Raw genomic sequence first — 16,981 nt, 5'->3', positions numbered from 1 at the left:
AATCGCCCACCGCGACTTGCCTTGAGGAGATTGGGCTGGTGTCGGGCTCGGTCGATGGTTCATCGACCCTACCGTTGCGGGGGCAGCGTCAGCTTGCACTGAACTTCCCATTTACCCCGAATGCTTCGGGCACCTCAGTCTCCATCGACCCGGCCTGCCGGCCGAGTCGGGCGCAACCATACGCGGCGGGTGGGACGAGAGCAAGCATGCGCGCCTGGGCATACGGCTTTTATTCCAGCGCAATCGGAAATAGCACATAGGGCCCGCGCGGCTCCTGATTCGGGGCTACATAGGCCGGCGCCGGCGCCCCTTGTGGACCCAGATGGCGGAGGTAGCGATAGATCGCGGTGAGGTCGGCATTGCTCATGTCGCGCAGGTTGAACCAGGGCATCGGCGGACGCCATTGGTTGCGCGCATGGGTCAGCCACTGCGCCTCATCGAGGCGCTGCACCACCAGCCGGAGGTTGGACGGATAGGTGGTGCCCCACGGCCCGCGCCAACCCAGGTCGCTGCCGGTGAGCCACAACTGTTCATCGACCCTCCCGGCAGCTTCCGGGTAGCCCGGGGTGTGGCAGTCATTGCAAGCACTGGCTTGCACCAGGTAGCGACCCCGCGCGATATCCGTCGTCGCGGCGTCTTCGGCCTGTACTCGCCCCATGCCCAGGCTGCTGGCCAGCAGCAGCGCACCTAGCCCCTTGCCCAACCGTTGGTAATCGAACCGCTGCTTCATCTCCTGCCCTCTTCTTCAGTTCACCGCGCTAGTCGTGCGCGCCCGGCCATGGGTGGCCGTTAGCAGAAAGACGCAACTCCCCGAAAAAGGTGGCAAGCAAAGTGACCTTGCCACCTTTTCCGAACGCCTGCGTCTTATCGAAAAGCGGCCGGCTCGTCGGCCAACCATTGCGTAGGAACTCGCCATGAAACGCGTTCATGTCCACCTGTCCGTACCGAACCTAGAACAAGCCGTGGGCTTCTACAGCGCGCTGTTCGGCAGCCCGCCGAGCCTGCAGCGCAGCGACTACGCCAAATGGTTGCTCGATGATCCAAAGCTGAACTTCGCCCTGTCGCAGCTCGGCCATGGCGCCGGGTTGGATCACCTGGGGCTGCAGACCGAGTCGCGGAAGGAACTCAGGGCCATGACCTATGCCCTCAAACGCGCTAACGTGACGGTATAGGATGAGGCGGTGACAAGCTGTTGCTATGCCCAGTCCGAAAAAGGCTGGTTGCACGATCCGCTGGGCATCGCCTGGGATATCTTTACCAGCCACGGCGAGGCCCCCATTCACGGGGTCAAACGTAGCCCGCGCGAGCTGGCGCTGGGTGCCTGTTGCGCCCCCGCCGATAAGCGCGACATTTAATGGCCATATCGAGGAGCCCCTCGTTGAGCCCAGAAAACCCAGGCATCGCGGCCATCTACCCAGAACTGCGCATAGCCTTGCTGGCCTTCCTGCGGCGGCACACTGGCGACACCCAGACCGCCGAAGACCTGCTGCATGACGTGATTCTCAAGGCCTTGCTCGCAGAACGCGCGCAGGCGCCTGCGCCGAAACATCCGAGTGCCTGGCTGTATGCGGTGGCCCGCAATGCGGCTATCGACCACCACCGGCGCAAACGTCCGACCGAGGCGCTGCCAGAGGATCTGGCCGAAGTCCCTAATGACGAGAGCGAAGCCCTGCGTATCGAGCTGTCTCACTGCCTGCGGCCGCTGGCCGAGCGGCTGCCAGCGCTGTACCGCGAGACCCTGCTGGCCGCCGAGTTCGAGGGCCAACCGCTGCGTGAGGTGGCGCAGGCCCAGGGTCTGTCCCTCGCCGCGGTGAAGACCCGCGCCAGCCGTGGCCGGCGCTTGCTGCAGGAACAGCTCATCGCCTGCTGCCGCGTCGAGCTGTCGCACAGCGGGCAGATTCTCGACTACGACACCCAGGCCGTGGCGCAGTGCGCGCCGAGCTGCGCTGCGGGCACGGCAACCCCGACGGATTGCCGAAGCAGCCGCAGGCAAAACCAGCCAAAGCCACTAAGCTGATGCACAGGAGGTGCCTATGGACGAACGGAAAAACGACGACAAACCACTGACACTCTGGGAAATGCTGCAGAGCGTCCTGGCCGCCGCCTTAGGCGTGCAGAGCGGCAAGAACCGTAGCCGCGACTTCAGCCGCGGCAAGCCCAGCCACTTCATCATCCTCGGCCTGCTGTTTACCCTGGTATTCGTGTTGGTTCTTTTCGCGGTGGTCAAGCTGGTGCTGCACTTCGCCGGTATCTAAGTCACTGCAGCAACGCTGTGATGGAAAAGCGGTAGTCCTTGATTGCCGGCCGGTAAACCGCACTGTACTGACGGAAGTCCAGCCCGTAACCGGGTACTTTCAAGCGCTTCGACAGCCGGCTTGCCTGCTCCGCGTCGATCAGGCGGAACAAGGGCGCCACACGGTCCTTACCGCCCCGTGCGGCGAAATCCTGTCCGGCGTGATAGTCGTGCAACAACACCATGGCCCAACCGCCCAGGGTGAAATGGCCACCGACCAACACGCACAATTGGCCTTCCACCCGAGCGTTGAAAACCTCTTCGGAATTGTTCAGCGCGGAAAAATGCAGATCCTTGCCTGGCTGGCGGCCCAACTCTTGCGCGGCACGCATGGCACCGAACGCCATCTCGTCATTCGCCGACCACACCAGACTGAGATCGGCATAACGCGGCAACAGCACCCGCGCCTGCTCATAGGCACGTTGCCGGCTCCACTCGCCATACATCAGTTGCTGCAACTTGATTTCCGGGTGCTCCGCCAAAGCTCGTTGCATGCCCTGCTCACGCAAAGTCGCCGAAGGTGTATTGCGTACCCCTGAAAACGCCAGCATGGCCCCCGACTGACCATGCAACTTGTCGATCAGCGCCGTGGCCATCAGATAACCGGCCTCCTCATCATTCGGCACCAGGCTACCGATCCAGTTGCGATAGCGCTCGCGGGTACCGCCGACGATGCGCTGCTGCGCCGGCGTCAGGGTGCTGTGCAGGGAGAACAGTTTGATTGGGCTCTCGGCAAACAGGCGCAGCAACTCAGGGGCCGTGTACATTTCATTGACGAATACCAGATAGTCCGGCGGTTCGGGACTCTCCAGCACATCCCGCGCGCGGCTGAGCAGCAATTTCGGATCACGCTCGCCGTAGACCACCCGCAGCCGAATGCCGAGATCGTCGGCGGCGGCTTGCATGAACTCGGTGTAACCGACCCAGAACGGCTCGTTGGAATAGCCGGGATTGAGAAACACCACAGAGGCAGGCTCCTGCACTCCGCCGACCGGACTTGAAACTGCTGCCTGCGCCAGACCTGCCAGCATCGAGAACCACACAGCAAACACACCACTGACAGCAAACCTGAACACGAGCCTCTCCTATAAAAGCGCGCTCAGTATAAAGCGACGGCCCCGTCGCTTGACTGCCGGTGCTCGGCAAACCCACAAAAAAGGCCACCCGAAGGTGGCCTTTTCATCGTCAGCAACGCTTAGGCGTTCTTGACTTCCCAACCGGTCAGCTCGGCCAGGGCCTTGCCGATGTCAGCCAGGGAACGCACGGTTTTAACACCGGCGTCCTGCAGAGCGGCGAACTTCTCGTCTGCAGTACCTTTACCACCGGAGATGATGGCGCCGGCGTGACCCATGCGCTTGCCCGGAGGAGCAGTCACACCAGCGATGTAGGACACCACCGGCTTGGTCACGTTAGCTTTGATGTAGGCAGCAGCTTCTTCTTCAGCGGAACCGCCGATCTCACCGATCATCACGATCGCTTCGGTCTTCGGGTCTTCCTGGAACAGCTTGAGGATGTCGATGAAGTTGGAGCCCGGAATCGGGTCGCCACCGATGCCCACGCAAGTGGACTGGCCGAAGCCGGCGTCGGTGGTCTGCTTCACGGCTTCATAGGTCAGGGTGCCGGAACGCGACACGATGCCGACTTTGCCTGGCAGGTGAATGTGACCTGGCATGATGCCGATCTTGCACTCGCCCGGCGTGATCACTCCTGGGCAGTTCGGGCCGATCAGGACCACGCCCAGTTCGTCGCATTTGACCTTGGCTTCGAGCATGTCGATGGTCGCGATGCCTTCGGTGATGCAGACGATCAGCTTGATGCCGCCCATGGCCGCTTCAAGGATGGAATCCTTGCAGAACGGAGCCGGTACGTAGATCACGCTGGCGGTAGCGCCAGTTTGCTCGACCGCTTCACGCACGGTGTTGAATACCGGCAGGTTCAGGTGAGTGGTGCCACCCTTGCCCGGAGTCACGCCGCCAACCATCTTGGTGCCATAGGCGATGGCTTGTTCGGAGTGGAAGGTACCCTGCGAGCCGGTGAAGCCCTGGCAGATTACTTTGGTGTCTTTATTGATCAGGACGCTCATTACTTGCCCTCCGCAGCTTTGACGACTTGCTGAGCAGCGTCGGTCAGGCTGGTTGCCGCGATGATGTTCAAGCCACTTTCAGCCAGTACTTTGGCGCCCAGTTCGGCGTTGTTGCCTTCCAGACGTACGACTACCGGGATCTTCACGCCGACTTCTTTCACTGCGCCGATGATGCCTTCGGCAATCATGTCGCAACGCACGATGCCACCGAAGATGTTCACCAGTACGGCAGCCACGTTGCTGTCGGACAGGATGATCTTGAAGGCTTCGGTCACGCGCTCTTTGGTCGCGCCGCCACCTACGTCGAGGAAGTTGGCTGGCTTGCCGCCGTGCAGGTTGACGATGTCCATGGTGCCCATGGCCAGGCCAGCACCGTTGACCATGCAGCCGATGTTGCCTTCCAGTGCCACGTAGTTCAGTTCGAACTTGGCAGCATGGGCTTCGCGCGGATCGTCCTGGGACGGATCGTGCATGGCGCGCAGCTTCGGCTGACGGTACATGGCGTTGCTGTCGATGTTGATCTTGGCGTCCAGGCAATGCAGGTTGCCGTCGGCCTTGATCACCAGCGGGTTCACTTCCAGCAGCGCCAGGTCGTAGTCCTGGAACAGTTTGGCCAAGCCAACGAAGATGTGGGTGAACTGCTTGATCTGATCGCCTTGCAGGCCCAACTGGAAGGCCAGTTCGCGCCCCTGGAACGGCTGTGCGCCGACCAGCGGATCGATAGTGGCTTTGAGGATTTTCTCAGGGGTGTCGTGAGCGATCTTCTCGATGTCCACGCCACCTTCGGTGGACGCCATGAACACGATGCGACGGCTCGAGCGATCGACTACTGCACCCAGGTACAGTTCCTTGGCGATGTCGGTGCAGGACTCAACCAGGATCTGGTTAACCGGCTGACCGTTGGCGTCAGTCTGGTAAGTCACCAGACGCTTGCCCAGCCAGTTGGCAGCGAAGGCCTTGGCGTCTTCTTTGCTCTTGACCAGCTTTACGCCGCCCGCTTTACCGCGACCACCGGCGTGTACTTGGGCCTTAACGACCCATTCGGTGCCACCAATCTTGTCGCAGGCTGCTGCGGCTTCTTCCGGGGTGTTTACCGCGAAGCCCTTGGATACGGGCAGGCCGTATTCAGCGAACAGCTGCTTACCCTGATACTCATGGAGATTCATGCTTGTCTACCGTCTTCGTTAGGTATTGCGCATTCGATGCTGCACTTGTGGTGCCGCACCACCTGTGACCGCTCTCGAGAGCAGTCCGACGTACGTTCCGCGCGTATGCCTAAACTCGACGCGGGCAGATCGTCGTGGTTCTTGTTATCCAAAAATCTTCTGCGTCAGCCGCTCACTCAGTCGAGTGAAAGGCCGACACAGCGACTTACAGCCTGTTACTCAGCGCTTCTTGCGGTTGGCGATGTGAATGGCACCGCCATTGACCGCCAAGGCCGCTTCGTGCAGCGCTTCGGACAGGGTCGGATGGGAGAACACCATCATCCCCAGGTCTTCAGCACTGGTGCCGAATTCCATACCGATTGCACCCTGCTGCACCAACTCTGCCGCGCTCGGGCCAATCACATGAACGCCCAGTACGCGGTCGGTCTTGGCATCGGCAATGACCTTGACCATACCGCCGGTGTCGTTGGCCGCCATGGCCCGACCGCTGGCAGCGAATGGGAAGGTACCAACCTTGACTTCGACGCCTTCGCCCTTGAGCTGCTGTTCGGTCTTACCGACCCACGCGATTTCCGGGTGGGTGTAGATCACCGAGGGGATCAGGTCGTAGTTCATCTGCGCTTTGTGGCCGGCGATACGCTCGGCAACCATCACGCCCTCTTCCGAGGCTTTGTGTGCGAGCATCGCGCCGCGCACCACGTCACCGATGGCGTATACGCCCGGCACGCTGGTGGCGCACTGGTCGTTAACGAAGATGAAACCGCGCTCATCCATGTCCACGCCGCTGTCGGCAGCCAGCAGGTCGGTGGTCACCGGACGACGGCCGACCGCAACGATCAGCTTGTCGAAGGTCATCTTCTGCTCGCCTTCGGCGTCGGTGAAGCTGACAACAACCTGCTTCTTCTTCACTTCGGAACCGGTCAGGCGTGCGCCCAGACGGATCTTCAAGCCTTGCTTGGTGAGGGTCTTCAGCGCTTCTTTGGCGATTTGGTCGTCGGCAGCCGGGAGGAACTTGTCCTGGGCTTCGATCACGGTGACTTCAGCGCCCAGACGCGACCAAACCGAACCCAGCTCCAGACCGATGACACCGGCACCGATTACACCGAGGGTCTTGGGTACGCTCTGGAAATCCAGGGCGCCAGTCGAATCGACGATCACATCCTGATCAACCGGAGCCGGCGGAATATCGATTGGCTTGGAGCCGGACGCGATGATCACGTTTTCCGCTTCAATAACCTGAGTGCTGCCGTCCAGGGCAGTCACTTCAACCTGCTTACCCGCCAGCAGTTTGCCATGACCTTCCAACAATGTGACGCCATTGGCCTTGAACAGCGTGCTTACGCCACCGGTCAGGTTCTTCACGATAGTGTCTTTGCGACCGACCATTGCCGGCACATCCATGGTTACGCCTTTGGCGGTAATACCGTGGATCGCAAAGCCTTCCTGGGCTTCGTGATACTTCCAGGAGCTGTCCAGCAATGCCTTGGACGGAATGCAACCGACGTTCAGGCAAGTACCGCCAAGGGCAATCTTGCCCTGCTTGTCCTGGTACTTCTCGATGCACGCGGTCTTAAGACCGAGTTGCGCCGCTTTAATGGCAGCTACATAGCCACCAGGGCCCGCGCCAATCACTACCACGTCGAATTTTTGGGTCATGTGTCATTCCTTCTCGAATCAAACCGGACAGCCTCGTATGGAGGCTGTCGTGGGACGAAGCTGTTGGTTTCGGCGAAAGACCGATCATCGCCGATCGGCCCCACCTACGAAATCAGATATCCAGCAGCAGACGAGCCGGGTCTTCCAGCAGGTTCTTGATGGTAACCAGGAAGGTCACGGCTTCTTTGCCATCGATCAAACGGTGATCGTAGGACAGTGCGAGGTACATCATCGGACGGATAACCACCTGACCGTTGATCGCCATTGGACGCTGCAGGATGTTGTGCATGCCCAGGATGGCCGCCTGTGGCGGGTTGACGATCGGGGTCGACATCATCGAACCGAATGTACCACCGTTGGTGATGGTGAACGTACCGCCAGTCATGTCGTCCATCGACAGCTTGCCGTCGCGGGCTTTCTTACCGAAGGTGGCGATGCCGCCTTCGATTTCAGCCAGACTCATCAGCTCGGCGTTACGCAGAACTGGAACCACCAGACCGCGATCACTGGACACGGCAACACCGATGTCGGCATAGCCGTGGTACACGATGTCGGTGCCGTCAATCGAAGCGTTGACTGCGGGGAATCGCTTCAGCGCCTCGGTAGCGGCCTTGACGAAGAACGACATGAAACCCAGGCGCACGCCGTTGTGGGACTTCTCGAACAGGTCCTTGTACTTCGAACGCAGCGCCATGACTTCAGTCATGTCGACTTCGTTGAAGGTGGTCAGCATCGCCATGTTCGACTGAGCTTCAACCAAACGCTCGGCAACCTTGGCCCGCAGCCGCGTCATCGGCACGCGCTTCTCGACACGGTCGCCAGCGGCGAGCATCGGCGCGGCGGTGGCGCTTGCAGCCGGCTTGGCGACAGGCGCAGCAGCCGGAGCGTTCTTCTTGGCCTCAACGGCGGCGACTACATCTTCCTTGGTCACGCGCCCGCCCTTACCCGAACCGGCGATGCTGTTCGGGTCGATGCCATTTTCTTCCGCCAGCTTGCGCGCAGCGGGCGAAAGGATTTGATCCTCGCCGGCAGCGGCAGGAGCTGCCGATGCGGCTGTCGGAGCGGCCGCCGCGGCAGGTGCAGCGGCTGCACCACCTTCGGTCAACTTGCCCAACAGTTCACCGCTGAGCACGGTATCGCCTTCGTTCTTGACGATCTCAGCGAGCACGCCGTCCGCTTCGGCCAAGACTTCCATCACCACCTTGTCGGTTTCGATGTCGACGATCAGCTCGTCACGCTTAACCGCATCCCCGGGCTTCTTGTGCCAAGTCGCAACGGTGCCGTCGGCAACCGATTCCGGGAAAGTAGGGGCTTTGATCTCGATAGCCATTGTGTGAGGTTCCTTAAATTCGGTTTCTTCTACGAGGCGGCTCAGGCCGCCTCTTGCGCGAAGGCGTTAAACAGTAAAGGCGTCTTGCAGCAGTTTTGCCTGCTGTTCGGCGTGCAACGATGCATAACCACAAGCGGGGGCCGCGGATGCTTCACGACCGGCGTACTCGAGGAACAGAGTCTTCTTGTGCGCAGTAGCGACGCGACGCATGTGGTGCTGGCTGCAGTACCAGGCGCCCTGGTTCATTGGCTCTTCCTGGCACCAGACGATGTGCTTGAGGTTCTTGTAGGTCGCCAAGACTTCGGTCAGATCATCTTCCGGGAACGGATAGAGCTGCTCGATACGCACGATCGCGATGTCTTCACGGCCTTCGTTGCGACGTTTTTCCAGCAAGTCGTAGTAGACCTTGCCACTGCACAGAATCAGCCGATCAACCTTCTTCGCGTCGATAGTGTCGACCTCAGGAATCACGGTCTGGAACGAGCCTTCAGCCAGGTCTTCCAAGGTCGAAGTGGCCATCTTGTGGCGCAGCAACGATTTGGGCGTCAACACCACCAAGGGTTTACGCAGCGGACGAATCACCTGGCGACGCAACAAGTGGTAGATCTGTGCCGGCGTGGTCGGCACGCAGACCTGCATGTTGTGCTCGGCGCACAGTTGCAGGTAACGCTCCAGACGGGCCGAGGAGTGCTCAGGCCCCTGACCTTCATAACCATGCGGCAACAGCATGGTCAGGCCACAGAGCCGGCCCCACTTGTGCTCGCCACTGGAAATGAACTGGTCGAACACCACCTGGGCACCGTTGGCGAAGTCACCAAACTGGGCTTCCCAGATCACCAGGGAGTTGGGCTTGGTGGTGGCATAGCCGTATTCGAAGGCCAACACGGCTTCTTCCGAGAGGAAAGAGTCGTACAAATCGAAACGTGGCTGCCCCTCATACAGGTTCTGCAACGGCAGATAGGTAGCGCCGTCCTTCTGATTGTGCAGCGCCGCATGACGGTGCGAGAAGGTGCCACGACCGACGTCTTGACCTGTGATGCGAATCGGATGGCCTTCGAACAACAAGGTGGCATAGGCCATGGTTTCGGCGTAGCCCCAGTTGATCGGCAGCGCCCCGGCGCTCATCTTCTGGCGGTCTTCGAGAATCTTCGACACCTGGCGCTGCACGACGAAGCCCTCAGGCACTTCCATCAGCTTGTTGGACAGATCCTGCAGGGTCTTGAGATCGAAGCGCGTGTCGTGGCGCGCAGTCCAGGCATGGCCCAGGTACGGACGCCAGTCGACGAACAGTTCCTTGTTCGGCTCTTTGACCAGGCTCTTGACCACGTGCTGACCGTTATCCAGCGCGGTGCGGTATTCGTCGATCTTGAACTGCACATCATCCACGGAGTGGCTGACGGCGTTGGTCAAAACTTCGGCATACAGCTCACGGGTGGTGCGCTGCTTGCTGATCTGCTGGTACATCAGCGGCTGGGTACCACTCGGCTCATCGGCCTCGTTGTGACCGCGGCGGCGGTAGCACACCAGATCGATGACCACGTCGCGCTTGTACTGCATGCGGTAATCGACGGCCAACTGAGTGACAAACAGCACGGCTTCCGGATCATCGCCATTCACATGGAAGATCGGCGCCTGGATCATTTTCGCCACGTCGGTGCAGTACTCGGTGGAACGCGAGTCCTCGGCACGACTGGTGGTGAAGCCCACCTGGTTGTTGATCACGATATGGATGGTGCCGCCCGTCTTGTAACCGCGGGTCTGCGACATCTGGAAGGTTTCCATGACCACGCCCTGACCGGCGAACGCCGCATCGCCGTGGATGGAAATCGGCAATACTTTTTCACCTACCACATCGCTGCGACGGTCCTGACGGGCACGCACTGAGCCCTCGACCACCGGAGAAACAATTTCCAGGTGCGACGGGTTAAACGCCAACGCCAGGTGCACTTCGCCGCCAGCGGTCATGACGTTGGACGAGAAACCCTGGTGATATTTAACGTCACCGGAAGACAAGCCTTCGGTCTTCTTGCCTTCGAACTCGTCGAACAGGTCGCGCGGGTTCTTGCCGAAGGTGTTGACCAGTACGTTGAGACGGCCGCGGTGGGCCATGCCGATGACGATTTCCTTGGTGCCATAGGCGCCAGAGCGCTGGATCACTTCATCGAGCAACGGAATCAGGCTCTCGCCGCCCTCGAGACCGAAACGCTTGGTACCCGGGTACTTGGTGCCCAGGTACTTTTCCAACCCTTCCGCTGCGGTCAGGCGCTCGAGCAGGTGACTCTGCACTTCGGCAGAGAACTGCGGACGACCGCGCACGCTTTCCAAACGCTGCTGAAACCAGCTGCGCTGCTCGGAATCGACGATATGGGTGAATTCAGCACCGATGGTGTGACAGTAGGTCTGTTGCAGCGCTTGATGAATTTCGCGCAGGCTCGCCTCTTCCTTGCCGATGTACAAGCCACCGGTGCGGAACGTGGTATCCAGATCGGCGTCAGTCAACCCATAGTGGTTGATCGACAGATCGGCCGGAGCCGGACGTTGCCAGAGGCCGAGCGGATCGAGCTGGGCAGCCTGGTGGCCGCGCATGCGATAAGCCTGGATCATCCGCAGGACTTCGACCTGCTTCTTTTCGTGCTCACTGCTCACGCTGCCGGCAGATACCGGTTGGGCGCGGCGCTGGTTTTTAGCCAGCAACACGAAATGATCGCGAACCGTGGAGTGCGATACATCAGTAGCGGCGCTGCCGTCAGTCGGCAACTTCTGAAAGTAGGTGCGCCACTCTTCTGGCACAGCGTTGGGATCGTGCAGGTAAAGCTCATAGAGCTCTTCCACATAGGCAGCGTTACCACCGGATAGGTGGGCACTGTCCCACATGCGCTGCATCACGCTTTCTTGCATGCTTGGTCACCCTCGGTAAGGGGACACCACCGGCGTAGAAACCGCGCGGGCTTCCGAAGTCTTGAAGCAGCGACTTCGGTAAAGCCACCACGGATCCCGCAGATAGTCCGGGCACCAGCCCGGATGCCCCTGCTGGTCGTCATATTTTTCAAATAAGAACCACGGCTTTGTGAGCTGCGGTTCGAGCTAAAACTACGGCGCCAAAAGCGATTCCAGCGCCGCAGGTGTCACGGGTACAGCAAATGAATCAGGTACCGCTTTGCAGCAACATATTGCGTACGTGACCGATTGCCTTGGTCGGGTTGAGACCCTTCGGGCAGACATTCACGCAGTTCATGATGCCGCGGCAACGGAACACACTGAACGGATCGTCCAGTGCGGCCAGACGCTCATCGGTCTTGGTGTCGCGACTGTCGGCCAGAAAACGATAGGCTTGCAGCAGTGCCGCTGGACCGAGGAACTTGTCCGGGTTCCACCAGAACGACGGGCAGCTGGTCGAGCAGCAGGCGCACAGAATGCACTCGTACAACCCATCCAGTTTCTCGCGCTCTTCCGGCGTCTGCAGGCGTTCAATCGCCGGCGCCGGGGTATCGTTTTGCAGGAACGGCTGCACCTTCTCGTACTGCTTGTAGAAGATGCTCATATCGACGACCAGGTCACGAATAACTGGCAGACCCGGCAAAGGACGAATAATCAGCTTGTTGTTCTTCACCACCGCCGACAGCGGAGTGATACAGGCCAGACCATTCTTGCCATTGATGTTCATGCCGTCGGAACCACAGACGCCTTCACGGCAGGAACGACGATAGGAGAAACCCTCGTCCTGTTCCTTGATCAGGGCCAGCACGTCGAGGACCATGATGTCCTTGCCGTCGGTATTGACCTGAAACTCCTGCATGAACGGCGCCGCGTCCTGGTCAGGGTTGTAACGATAAACACTGACTTGCAACATATCCGTCACCCTTAGTAAGTCCGAATCTTGGGTTCAAACACTGGTACTGTCTTCGGTGCAAAATTGACGGCACGCTTGGTCACGCGCTTCTCGCCCGGGAAGTACAAGGAGTGGCACAGCCAGTTTTCGTCATCACGCTCTTCGAAATCTTCACGGGCATGCGCACCACGGGATTCGGTACGAGTCTCTGCCGCAATCGCAGTCGCCTCGGCCACTTCGAGCAGGTTTTGCAGCTCAAGCGCTTCGATACGTGCGGTGTTGAACGCCTGGCTCTTGTCGGAAATCTTGACAGTCGCAATACGCTCACGCAGGTCAGCCAACTGCTTGATACCCTTCTGCATGTATTCGCCGGTACGGAATACACCGAAGTAATTCTGCATGCAGCTCTGCAGTTCTTTACGCAACGGCGCTACATCTTCGCCGGTGCTGCGTTCGTTGATACCAGACAGACGATTAAGCGATTGCTCGATGTCGGTCTCGGAGGCACCACGGTGCTCGACACCTTCTTTCAGCGCTTTTTCCAGGTGCAGGCCCGCTGCGCGACCGAATACCACCAGATCGAGCAGCGAGTTGCCGCCCAGACGGTTGGCACCGTGCACCGATACGCAAGCCACTTCACCCACGGCAAACAGACCGTCAATGATCTTGTCGTTACCGTTGGCATCCTGGGTAATCGCCTGACCATGAATATTGGTGGCAACGCCGCCCATCATGTAATGGCAGGTCGGCACGACCGGAACCGGTGCAACGACAGGATCGACATGAGCGAAGGTCTTCGACAGCTCGCAGATGCCTGGCAGGCGGCTATGCAGAACGTCTTCACCGAGGTGATCGAGCTTGAGCATCACGTGATCGCCGTCGGGACCACAGCCGTTACCGGCGATGATCTCTTTGACCATGGAGCGCGCAACCACGTCGCGGCCGGCCAGGTCTTTGGCGTTCGGCGCATAGCGCTCCATGAAACGCTCGCCATGCTTGTTGATCAGGTAACCACCTTCACCGCGGCAACCTTCGGTGACCAGTACACCGGCACCGGCAATACCGGTCGGGTGGAACTGCCACATTTCGATGTCTTGTACCGGCACACCGGCACGCAGGGCCATGCCCACGCCGTCGCCAGTATTGATCAGGGCATTGGTCGTGGACGAATAGATACGGCCAGCGCCGCCGGTCGCCAGCACTGTGGCCTTGGCACGGATATAAACGGTTTCGCCACTCTCGAGGCAGATAGCGATGACACCAACGATAACGCCATCCTGGTTCTTCACCAGATCGACCGCATACCACTCGTTAAGGAACGAGGTATTGGCTTTCAGGTTGGCTTGATACAGGGTGTGCAGCAGCGCGTGGCCGGTACGGTCGGCCGCTGCGCAGGTACGAGCAGCCTGGCCGCCACGACCGAAGTCCTTGGACTGACCACCGAACGGGCGCTGATAGATGCGTCCCTGCTCGGTGCGGGAGAACGGCAGCCCCATGTGCTCCAACTCGAATACCGCTTCCGGGCCAACCGAACACATGTACTCGATAGCGTCCTGGTCACCGATGTAATCGGAACCCTTGACGGTGTCGTACATGTGCCAGCGCCAATCGTCGTTCGGGTCGGCCGAAGCGATGGCGCAGGTGATACCACCTTGCGCTGAAACTGTGTGCGAGCGCGTCGGGAACACTTTGGTGACTACTGCGGTCTTGTGGCCGCCTTGAGCCAGTTGCAGCGCGGCACGCATGCCTGCACCGCCGCCACCTATGATGATGGCGTCATAAGAAAGAGTACGAATGTTAGTCATGAATCAGATACCCCAAAGAATCTGCACACCCCAGGCAAAAAACGCGAACATGGCAATGCCACACGCGGCCTGAAAGAGAAAACGCACGACAGTGGCCCATTTACCCAGCGCCATCGGCGTCAGGTAGTCGGTGGAAATCGTCCACATGCCAACCCAGGCGTGCACGCTAAGCGCTACCAATGTCAGCAGACTGAAGATACGCATTGCGCTATTGGAGAACAGACCATGCCACTCGGCATAACCCATACCTGGGTTAATCACTACGAAACCGAGCAGAAACAGGACATAAGCCGCGAGAACGACTGCTGAAACCCGCTGCGCCATCCAGTCATAGAGGCCCGAACGCGAGAAGTTCGTGACATTAGTTACCATATCCACACCCCCAGTAGCAGGATCACGATCGCCGCGACGACGAGAACGATTTGCGAGCCCAGCTTGCCGCCTTCCAGCGTCTCACCGATGCCCATGTCCATGATCAAGTGGCGCACACCGGCCACCAGGTGGTACAGCAGAGCGGACAGCAATCCCCAAATCACGAATTTGGCCAGCGGGCTGGTCAAACATTCTTTCACCTGAGCGAAGCCTTCCTCGGACGCCAGCGACTTGTCGAGCCCGAACAGCAGCACGGCAATACCAACAAAGAGGATGACACCGGAAATGCGGTGAAGAATGGACGTGTAAGCGGTGACTGGGAGTTTGATAGTCCTAAGGTCTAGGTTTACAGGTCGTTGGCTATTCACGGCTTTTTATCACACTGAGAGCCCCTAACTATCAGGGCAAAGTTGTCGGGAAGTGCACTGGTCAGGTACCCATCACCCAAGGAGTGACAACCGCCAGAATGCGGGCTCAAAGCCCTTAGCGGTCGGGCGCAGAGTATAGACAGTTAGGTTACTAATGACAATGCAAAGGCCTCGACCTAATGGTGGATTGCACACGCCCTATAAATGGCGTAAATAGCGGCCTTTTTCCGCTAAAAACACGCTTAAACCCTTCTGCTGCTTGGGTTTTCGTAAATTGACTTTCGAATTTATCTCACTATAGTGATGCGGGCCCTGCGTGGGGGGCTGTCAGATGATTTCAAGCATAACTAGGAGGCCACACATGGCTGACAAAAAAGCGCAGTTGATCATCGAGGGCGCAGCCCCCGTCGAGCTGCCCGTTTTAACCGGCACCGTTGGTCCCGATGTAATCGACGTACGGGGCCTAACCGCCACGGGCCGTTTCACTTTTGATCCTGGCTTTATGTCCACTGCTTCGTGCGAGTCGAAAATCACCTATATCGACGGCGAGCAGGGCATTCTTCTGCACCGCGGTTACCCCATCGAGCAGTTGGCCGACAAATCGGACTACCTGGAAACCTGCTATTTGCTGCTCAACGGCGAAATGCCCAATGCAGAACAGAAGGCCCAGTTCGTCAGCACCATCAAGAACCACACCATGGTTCATGAGCAACTGAAAACCTTCTTCAACGGTTTCCGCCGCGACGCCCACCCGATGGCCATCATGTGCGGCGTAGTCGGCGCGCTTTCTGCCTTCTACCACGACTCTCTCGACATCAATAACCCGCATCACCGCGAAGTCTCGGCCATGCGCCTGATCGCCAAGATGCCGACCCTCGCTGCCATGACGTACAAGTACTCCATGGGCCAGCCGATGATGTACCCGCGCAACGATCTGAATTACGCGGAAAACTTCCTGCATATGATGTTCAACACCCCGTGCGAGATCAAACCGATCAGCCCGGTGTTGGCTAACGCGATGGACAAGATCTTCATTCTCCACGCCGACCATGAGCAGAACGCGTCGACCTCCACTGTACGCCTCGCCGGCTCCAGTGGCGCCAACCCGTTCGCCTGCATCGCTGCAGGCATCGCTGCCCTGTGGGGGCCTGCACACGGCGGCGCCAACGAAGCCGTATTGAGCATGCTCGACGAGATCGGCGATGTATCGAACATCGATACCTTTATCGCCAAGGCCAAGGACAAGGACGACCCGTTCAAGCTGATGGGCTTCGGCCACCGCGTGTACAAGAACCGTGATCCGCGCGCCACCGTGATGAAGCAGACCTGCGATGAAGTCCTGAAAGAACTGGGCATCACCAACGATCCGCAACTGGAACTGGCCATGCGTCTCGAAGAGATCGCCCTGACCGACCCTTACTTCATCGAGCGCTCGCTGTATCCGAACGTTGACTTCTACTCGGGCATCATTCTCAAGGCGATCGGCATTCCTACCAGCATGTTCACCGTGATCTTTGCCCTGGCACGGACCGTCGGCTGGATTTCGCACTGGAAAGAAATGCTCTCCAGCCCCTACAAGATTGGCCGTCCACGCCAGCTGTATACCGGCTACCCGCAACGCGATCTGGAAAAATAAGCGCCCTGCTACGTCCAGACTGGTCAATGCGATAAAAAAGGCTGCCAAATGGCAGCCTTTTTTACATCCATAAAAACTTCAACGTCACTTCGCGACCAATACCCCAACCACCAGACGCTTAGAGCCGATATGCCAGCTCAGCATCGCAGAAACTCAGCATGCCAACGCGGTACTTTGCTCCAGCCAACCCAGCAATTGGATCGCCTCCTCGCGGCTCGCACCGCAGGTATCCAGTTCGGCCAAAAACGCCGAGCAAACAGCCGGGCGCTCTGGCTTGCCGAACAAAGCACAATGATTCTCGGCAGATAATTGCACGCAACGTTCGCCCGCCAATTTGCCCAACGGCATACCGGGGATAGGGGAGCTGATCGAAGGCGCGATACAACAGGCACCACAACCAGGACGGCAGTTCATGACGATAAAGACCCCACAGCAATCGAAAT

Annotated in this window: 17 protein-coding genes and 1 riboswitch; of the genes, 5 read left to right on the top strand and 12 right to left on the bottom strand. The window is 59.1% G+C overall.

All coding sequences use genetic code 11. The features are described 5' to 3' along the window. Positions 1-15: 15 nt before the first annotated feature. Positions 16-152, bottom strand: a riboswitch (cobalamin riboswitch). Between the two features lie 77 nt (positions 153-229). Next, complete coding sequence (locus FBY03_RS11260; RefSeq protein ID WP_218570771.1) at positions 230-730, bottom strand: cytochrome C; 501 nt, start codon at positions 728-730, stop codon at positions 230-232. A gap of 184 nt (positions 731-914) precedes the next feature. Between FBY03_RS11260 and FBY03_RS11255 the strand changes: the two genes are divergently transcribed. Genes FBY03_RS11255 through FBY03_RS11245 form a run of 4 tightly spaced genes read left to right on the top strand, consistent with a single transcriptional unit; the run spans position 915 to position 2,255 of the window. After that, positions 915-1,172 carry a VOC family protein gene (locus tag FBY03_RS11255; protein ID WP_147172426.1) on the top strand — a complete coding sequence of 86 codons (258 nt, stop codon included), beginning with the start codon at positions 915-917 and terminating at the stop codon, positions 1,170-1,172. 9 nt (positions 1,173-1,181) lie between these two features. Then, complete coding sequence (locus FBY03_RS22965; protein ID WP_156088614.1) at positions 1,182-1,355, top strand: hypothetical protein; 174 nt, start codon at positions 1,182-1,184, stop codon at positions 1,353-1,355. A gap of 23 nt (positions 1,356-1,378) precedes the next feature. Beyond that, positions 1,379-2,017, top strand: coding sequence for a sigma-70 family RNA polymerase sigma factor (locus FBY03_RS11250; RefSeq protein WP_178090636.1), 639 nt, complete (start codon positions 1,379-1,381; stop codon positions 2,015-2,017). 16 nt (positions 2,018-2,033) lie between these two features. Continuing rightward, positions 2,034-2,255 carry a DUF2970 domain-containing protein gene (locus FBY03_RS11245; RefSeq protein WP_147172424.1) on the top strand — a complete coding sequence of 74 codons (222 nt, stop codon included), beginning with the start codon at positions 2,034-2,036 and terminating at the stop codon, positions 2,253-2,255. Position 2,256: 1 nt separating this feature from the next. Here the strand turns inward: FBY03_RS11245 and FBY03_RS11240 are convergent, their stop codons facing one another. From FBY03_RS11240 to sdhC, 10 genes are all read right to left on the bottom strand, one after another. Further along, a complete protein-coding gene (locus FBY03_RS11240; protein WP_147172503.1) occupies positions 2,257-3,324 on the bottom strand; it encodes an ABC transporter substrate-binding protein in 1,068 nt (355 codons plus the stop codon). 164 nt (positions 3,325-3,488) lie between these two features. Continuing rightward, complete coding sequence (gene sucD / locus FBY03_RS11235; protein ID WP_025166389.1) at positions 3,489-4,376, bottom strand: succinate--CoA ligase subunit alpha; 888 nt, start codon at positions 4,374-4,376, stop codon at positions 3,489-3,491. Next, entirely contained in the window at positions 4,376-5,542 is a 1,167-nt protein-coding gene (gene sucC, locus FBY03_RS11230) for an ADP-forming succinate--CoA ligase subunit beta (RefSeq protein WP_147172423.1), read from the bottom strand. Before sucC ends, sucD begins: the two co-directional genes overlap by 1 nt. A 219-nt stretch (positions 5,543-5,761) precedes the next feature. Continuing rightward, a complete protein-coding gene (gene lpdA, locus FBY03_RS11225) occupies positions 5,762-7,198 on the bottom strand; it encodes a dihydrolipoyl dehydrogenase (RefSeq protein ID WP_147172422.1) in 1,437 nt (478 codons plus the stop codon). Between the two features lie 112 nt (positions 7,199-7,310). After that, entirely contained in the window at positions 7,311-8,528 is a 1,218-nt protein-coding gene (odhB, locus tag FBY03_RS11220; RefSeq protein WP_147172421.1) for a 2-oxoglutarate dehydrogenase complex dihydrolipoyllysine-residue succinyltransferase, read from the bottom strand. A 66-nt stretch (positions 8,529-8,594) separates the two neighbouring features. Continuing rightward, on the bottom strand, positions 8,595-11,426 hold the full coding sequence (locus FBY03_RS11215; RefSeq protein ID WP_147172420.1) for a 2-oxoglutarate dehydrogenase E1 component: 2,832 nt from the start codon (positions 11,424-11,426) through the stop codon (positions 8,595-8,597). Positions 11,427-11,673: 247 nt separating this feature from the next. Continuing rightward, on the bottom strand, positions 11,674-12,378 hold the full coding sequence (locus FBY03_RS11210; protein WP_147172419.1) for a succinate dehydrogenase iron-sulfur subunit: 705 nt from the start codon (positions 12,376-12,378) through the stop codon (positions 11,674-11,676). 11 nt (positions 12,379-12,389) lie between these two features. Then, positions 12,390-14,162: a succinate dehydrogenase flavoprotein subunit gene (gene sdhA / locus FBY03_RS11205; protein ID WP_147172418.1), complete on the bottom strand. Its 1,773-nt coding sequence runs from the start codon at positions 14,160-14,162 to the stop codon at positions 12,390-12,392. A 3-nt stretch (positions 14,163-14,165) separates the two neighbouring features. Further along, complete coding sequence (gene sdhD / locus FBY03_RS11200) at positions 14,166-14,534, bottom strand: succinate dehydrogenase, hydrophobic membrane anchor protein (RefSeq protein WP_025166396.1); 369 nt, start codon at positions 14,532-14,534, stop codon at positions 14,166-14,168. Next, entirely contained in the window at positions 14,528-14,902 is a 375-nt protein-coding gene (gene sdhC, locus FBY03_RS11195; protein WP_025166397.1) for a succinate dehydrogenase, cytochrome b556 subunit, read from the bottom strand. The genes sdhD and sdhC overlap by 7 nt, the downstream gene beginning before the upstream one ends. A gap of 361 nt (positions 14,903-15,263) precedes the next feature. Here sdhC and gltA point away from each other — a divergent pair, with 361 nt between their 5' ends. After that, a complete protein-coding gene (gene gltA, locus FBY03_RS11190) occupies positions 15,264-16,538 on the top strand; it encodes a citrate synthase (protein WP_147172417.1) in 1,275 nt (424 codons plus the stop codon). Positions 16,539-16,691: 153 nt separating this feature from the next. Here the strand turns inward: gltA and FBY03_RS11185 are convergent, their stop codons facing one another. Then, a complete protein-coding gene (locus tag FBY03_RS11185; protein WP_147172502.1) occupies positions 16,692-16,952 on the bottom strand; it encodes a YkgJ family cysteine cluster protein in 261 nt (86 codons plus the stop codon). Positions 16,953-16,981: the final 29 nt, after the last annotated feature.

It is taken from the genome of Pseudomonas sp. SJZ079, assembly GCF_007993865.1.
GTDB lineage: Bacteria > Pseudomonadota > Gammaproteobacteria > Pseudomonadales > Pseudomonadaceae > Aquipseudomonas.
Note: the sequence above shows the minus strand (reverse complement) of the source record. Positions and strands in the feature narration are given on the sequence as shown.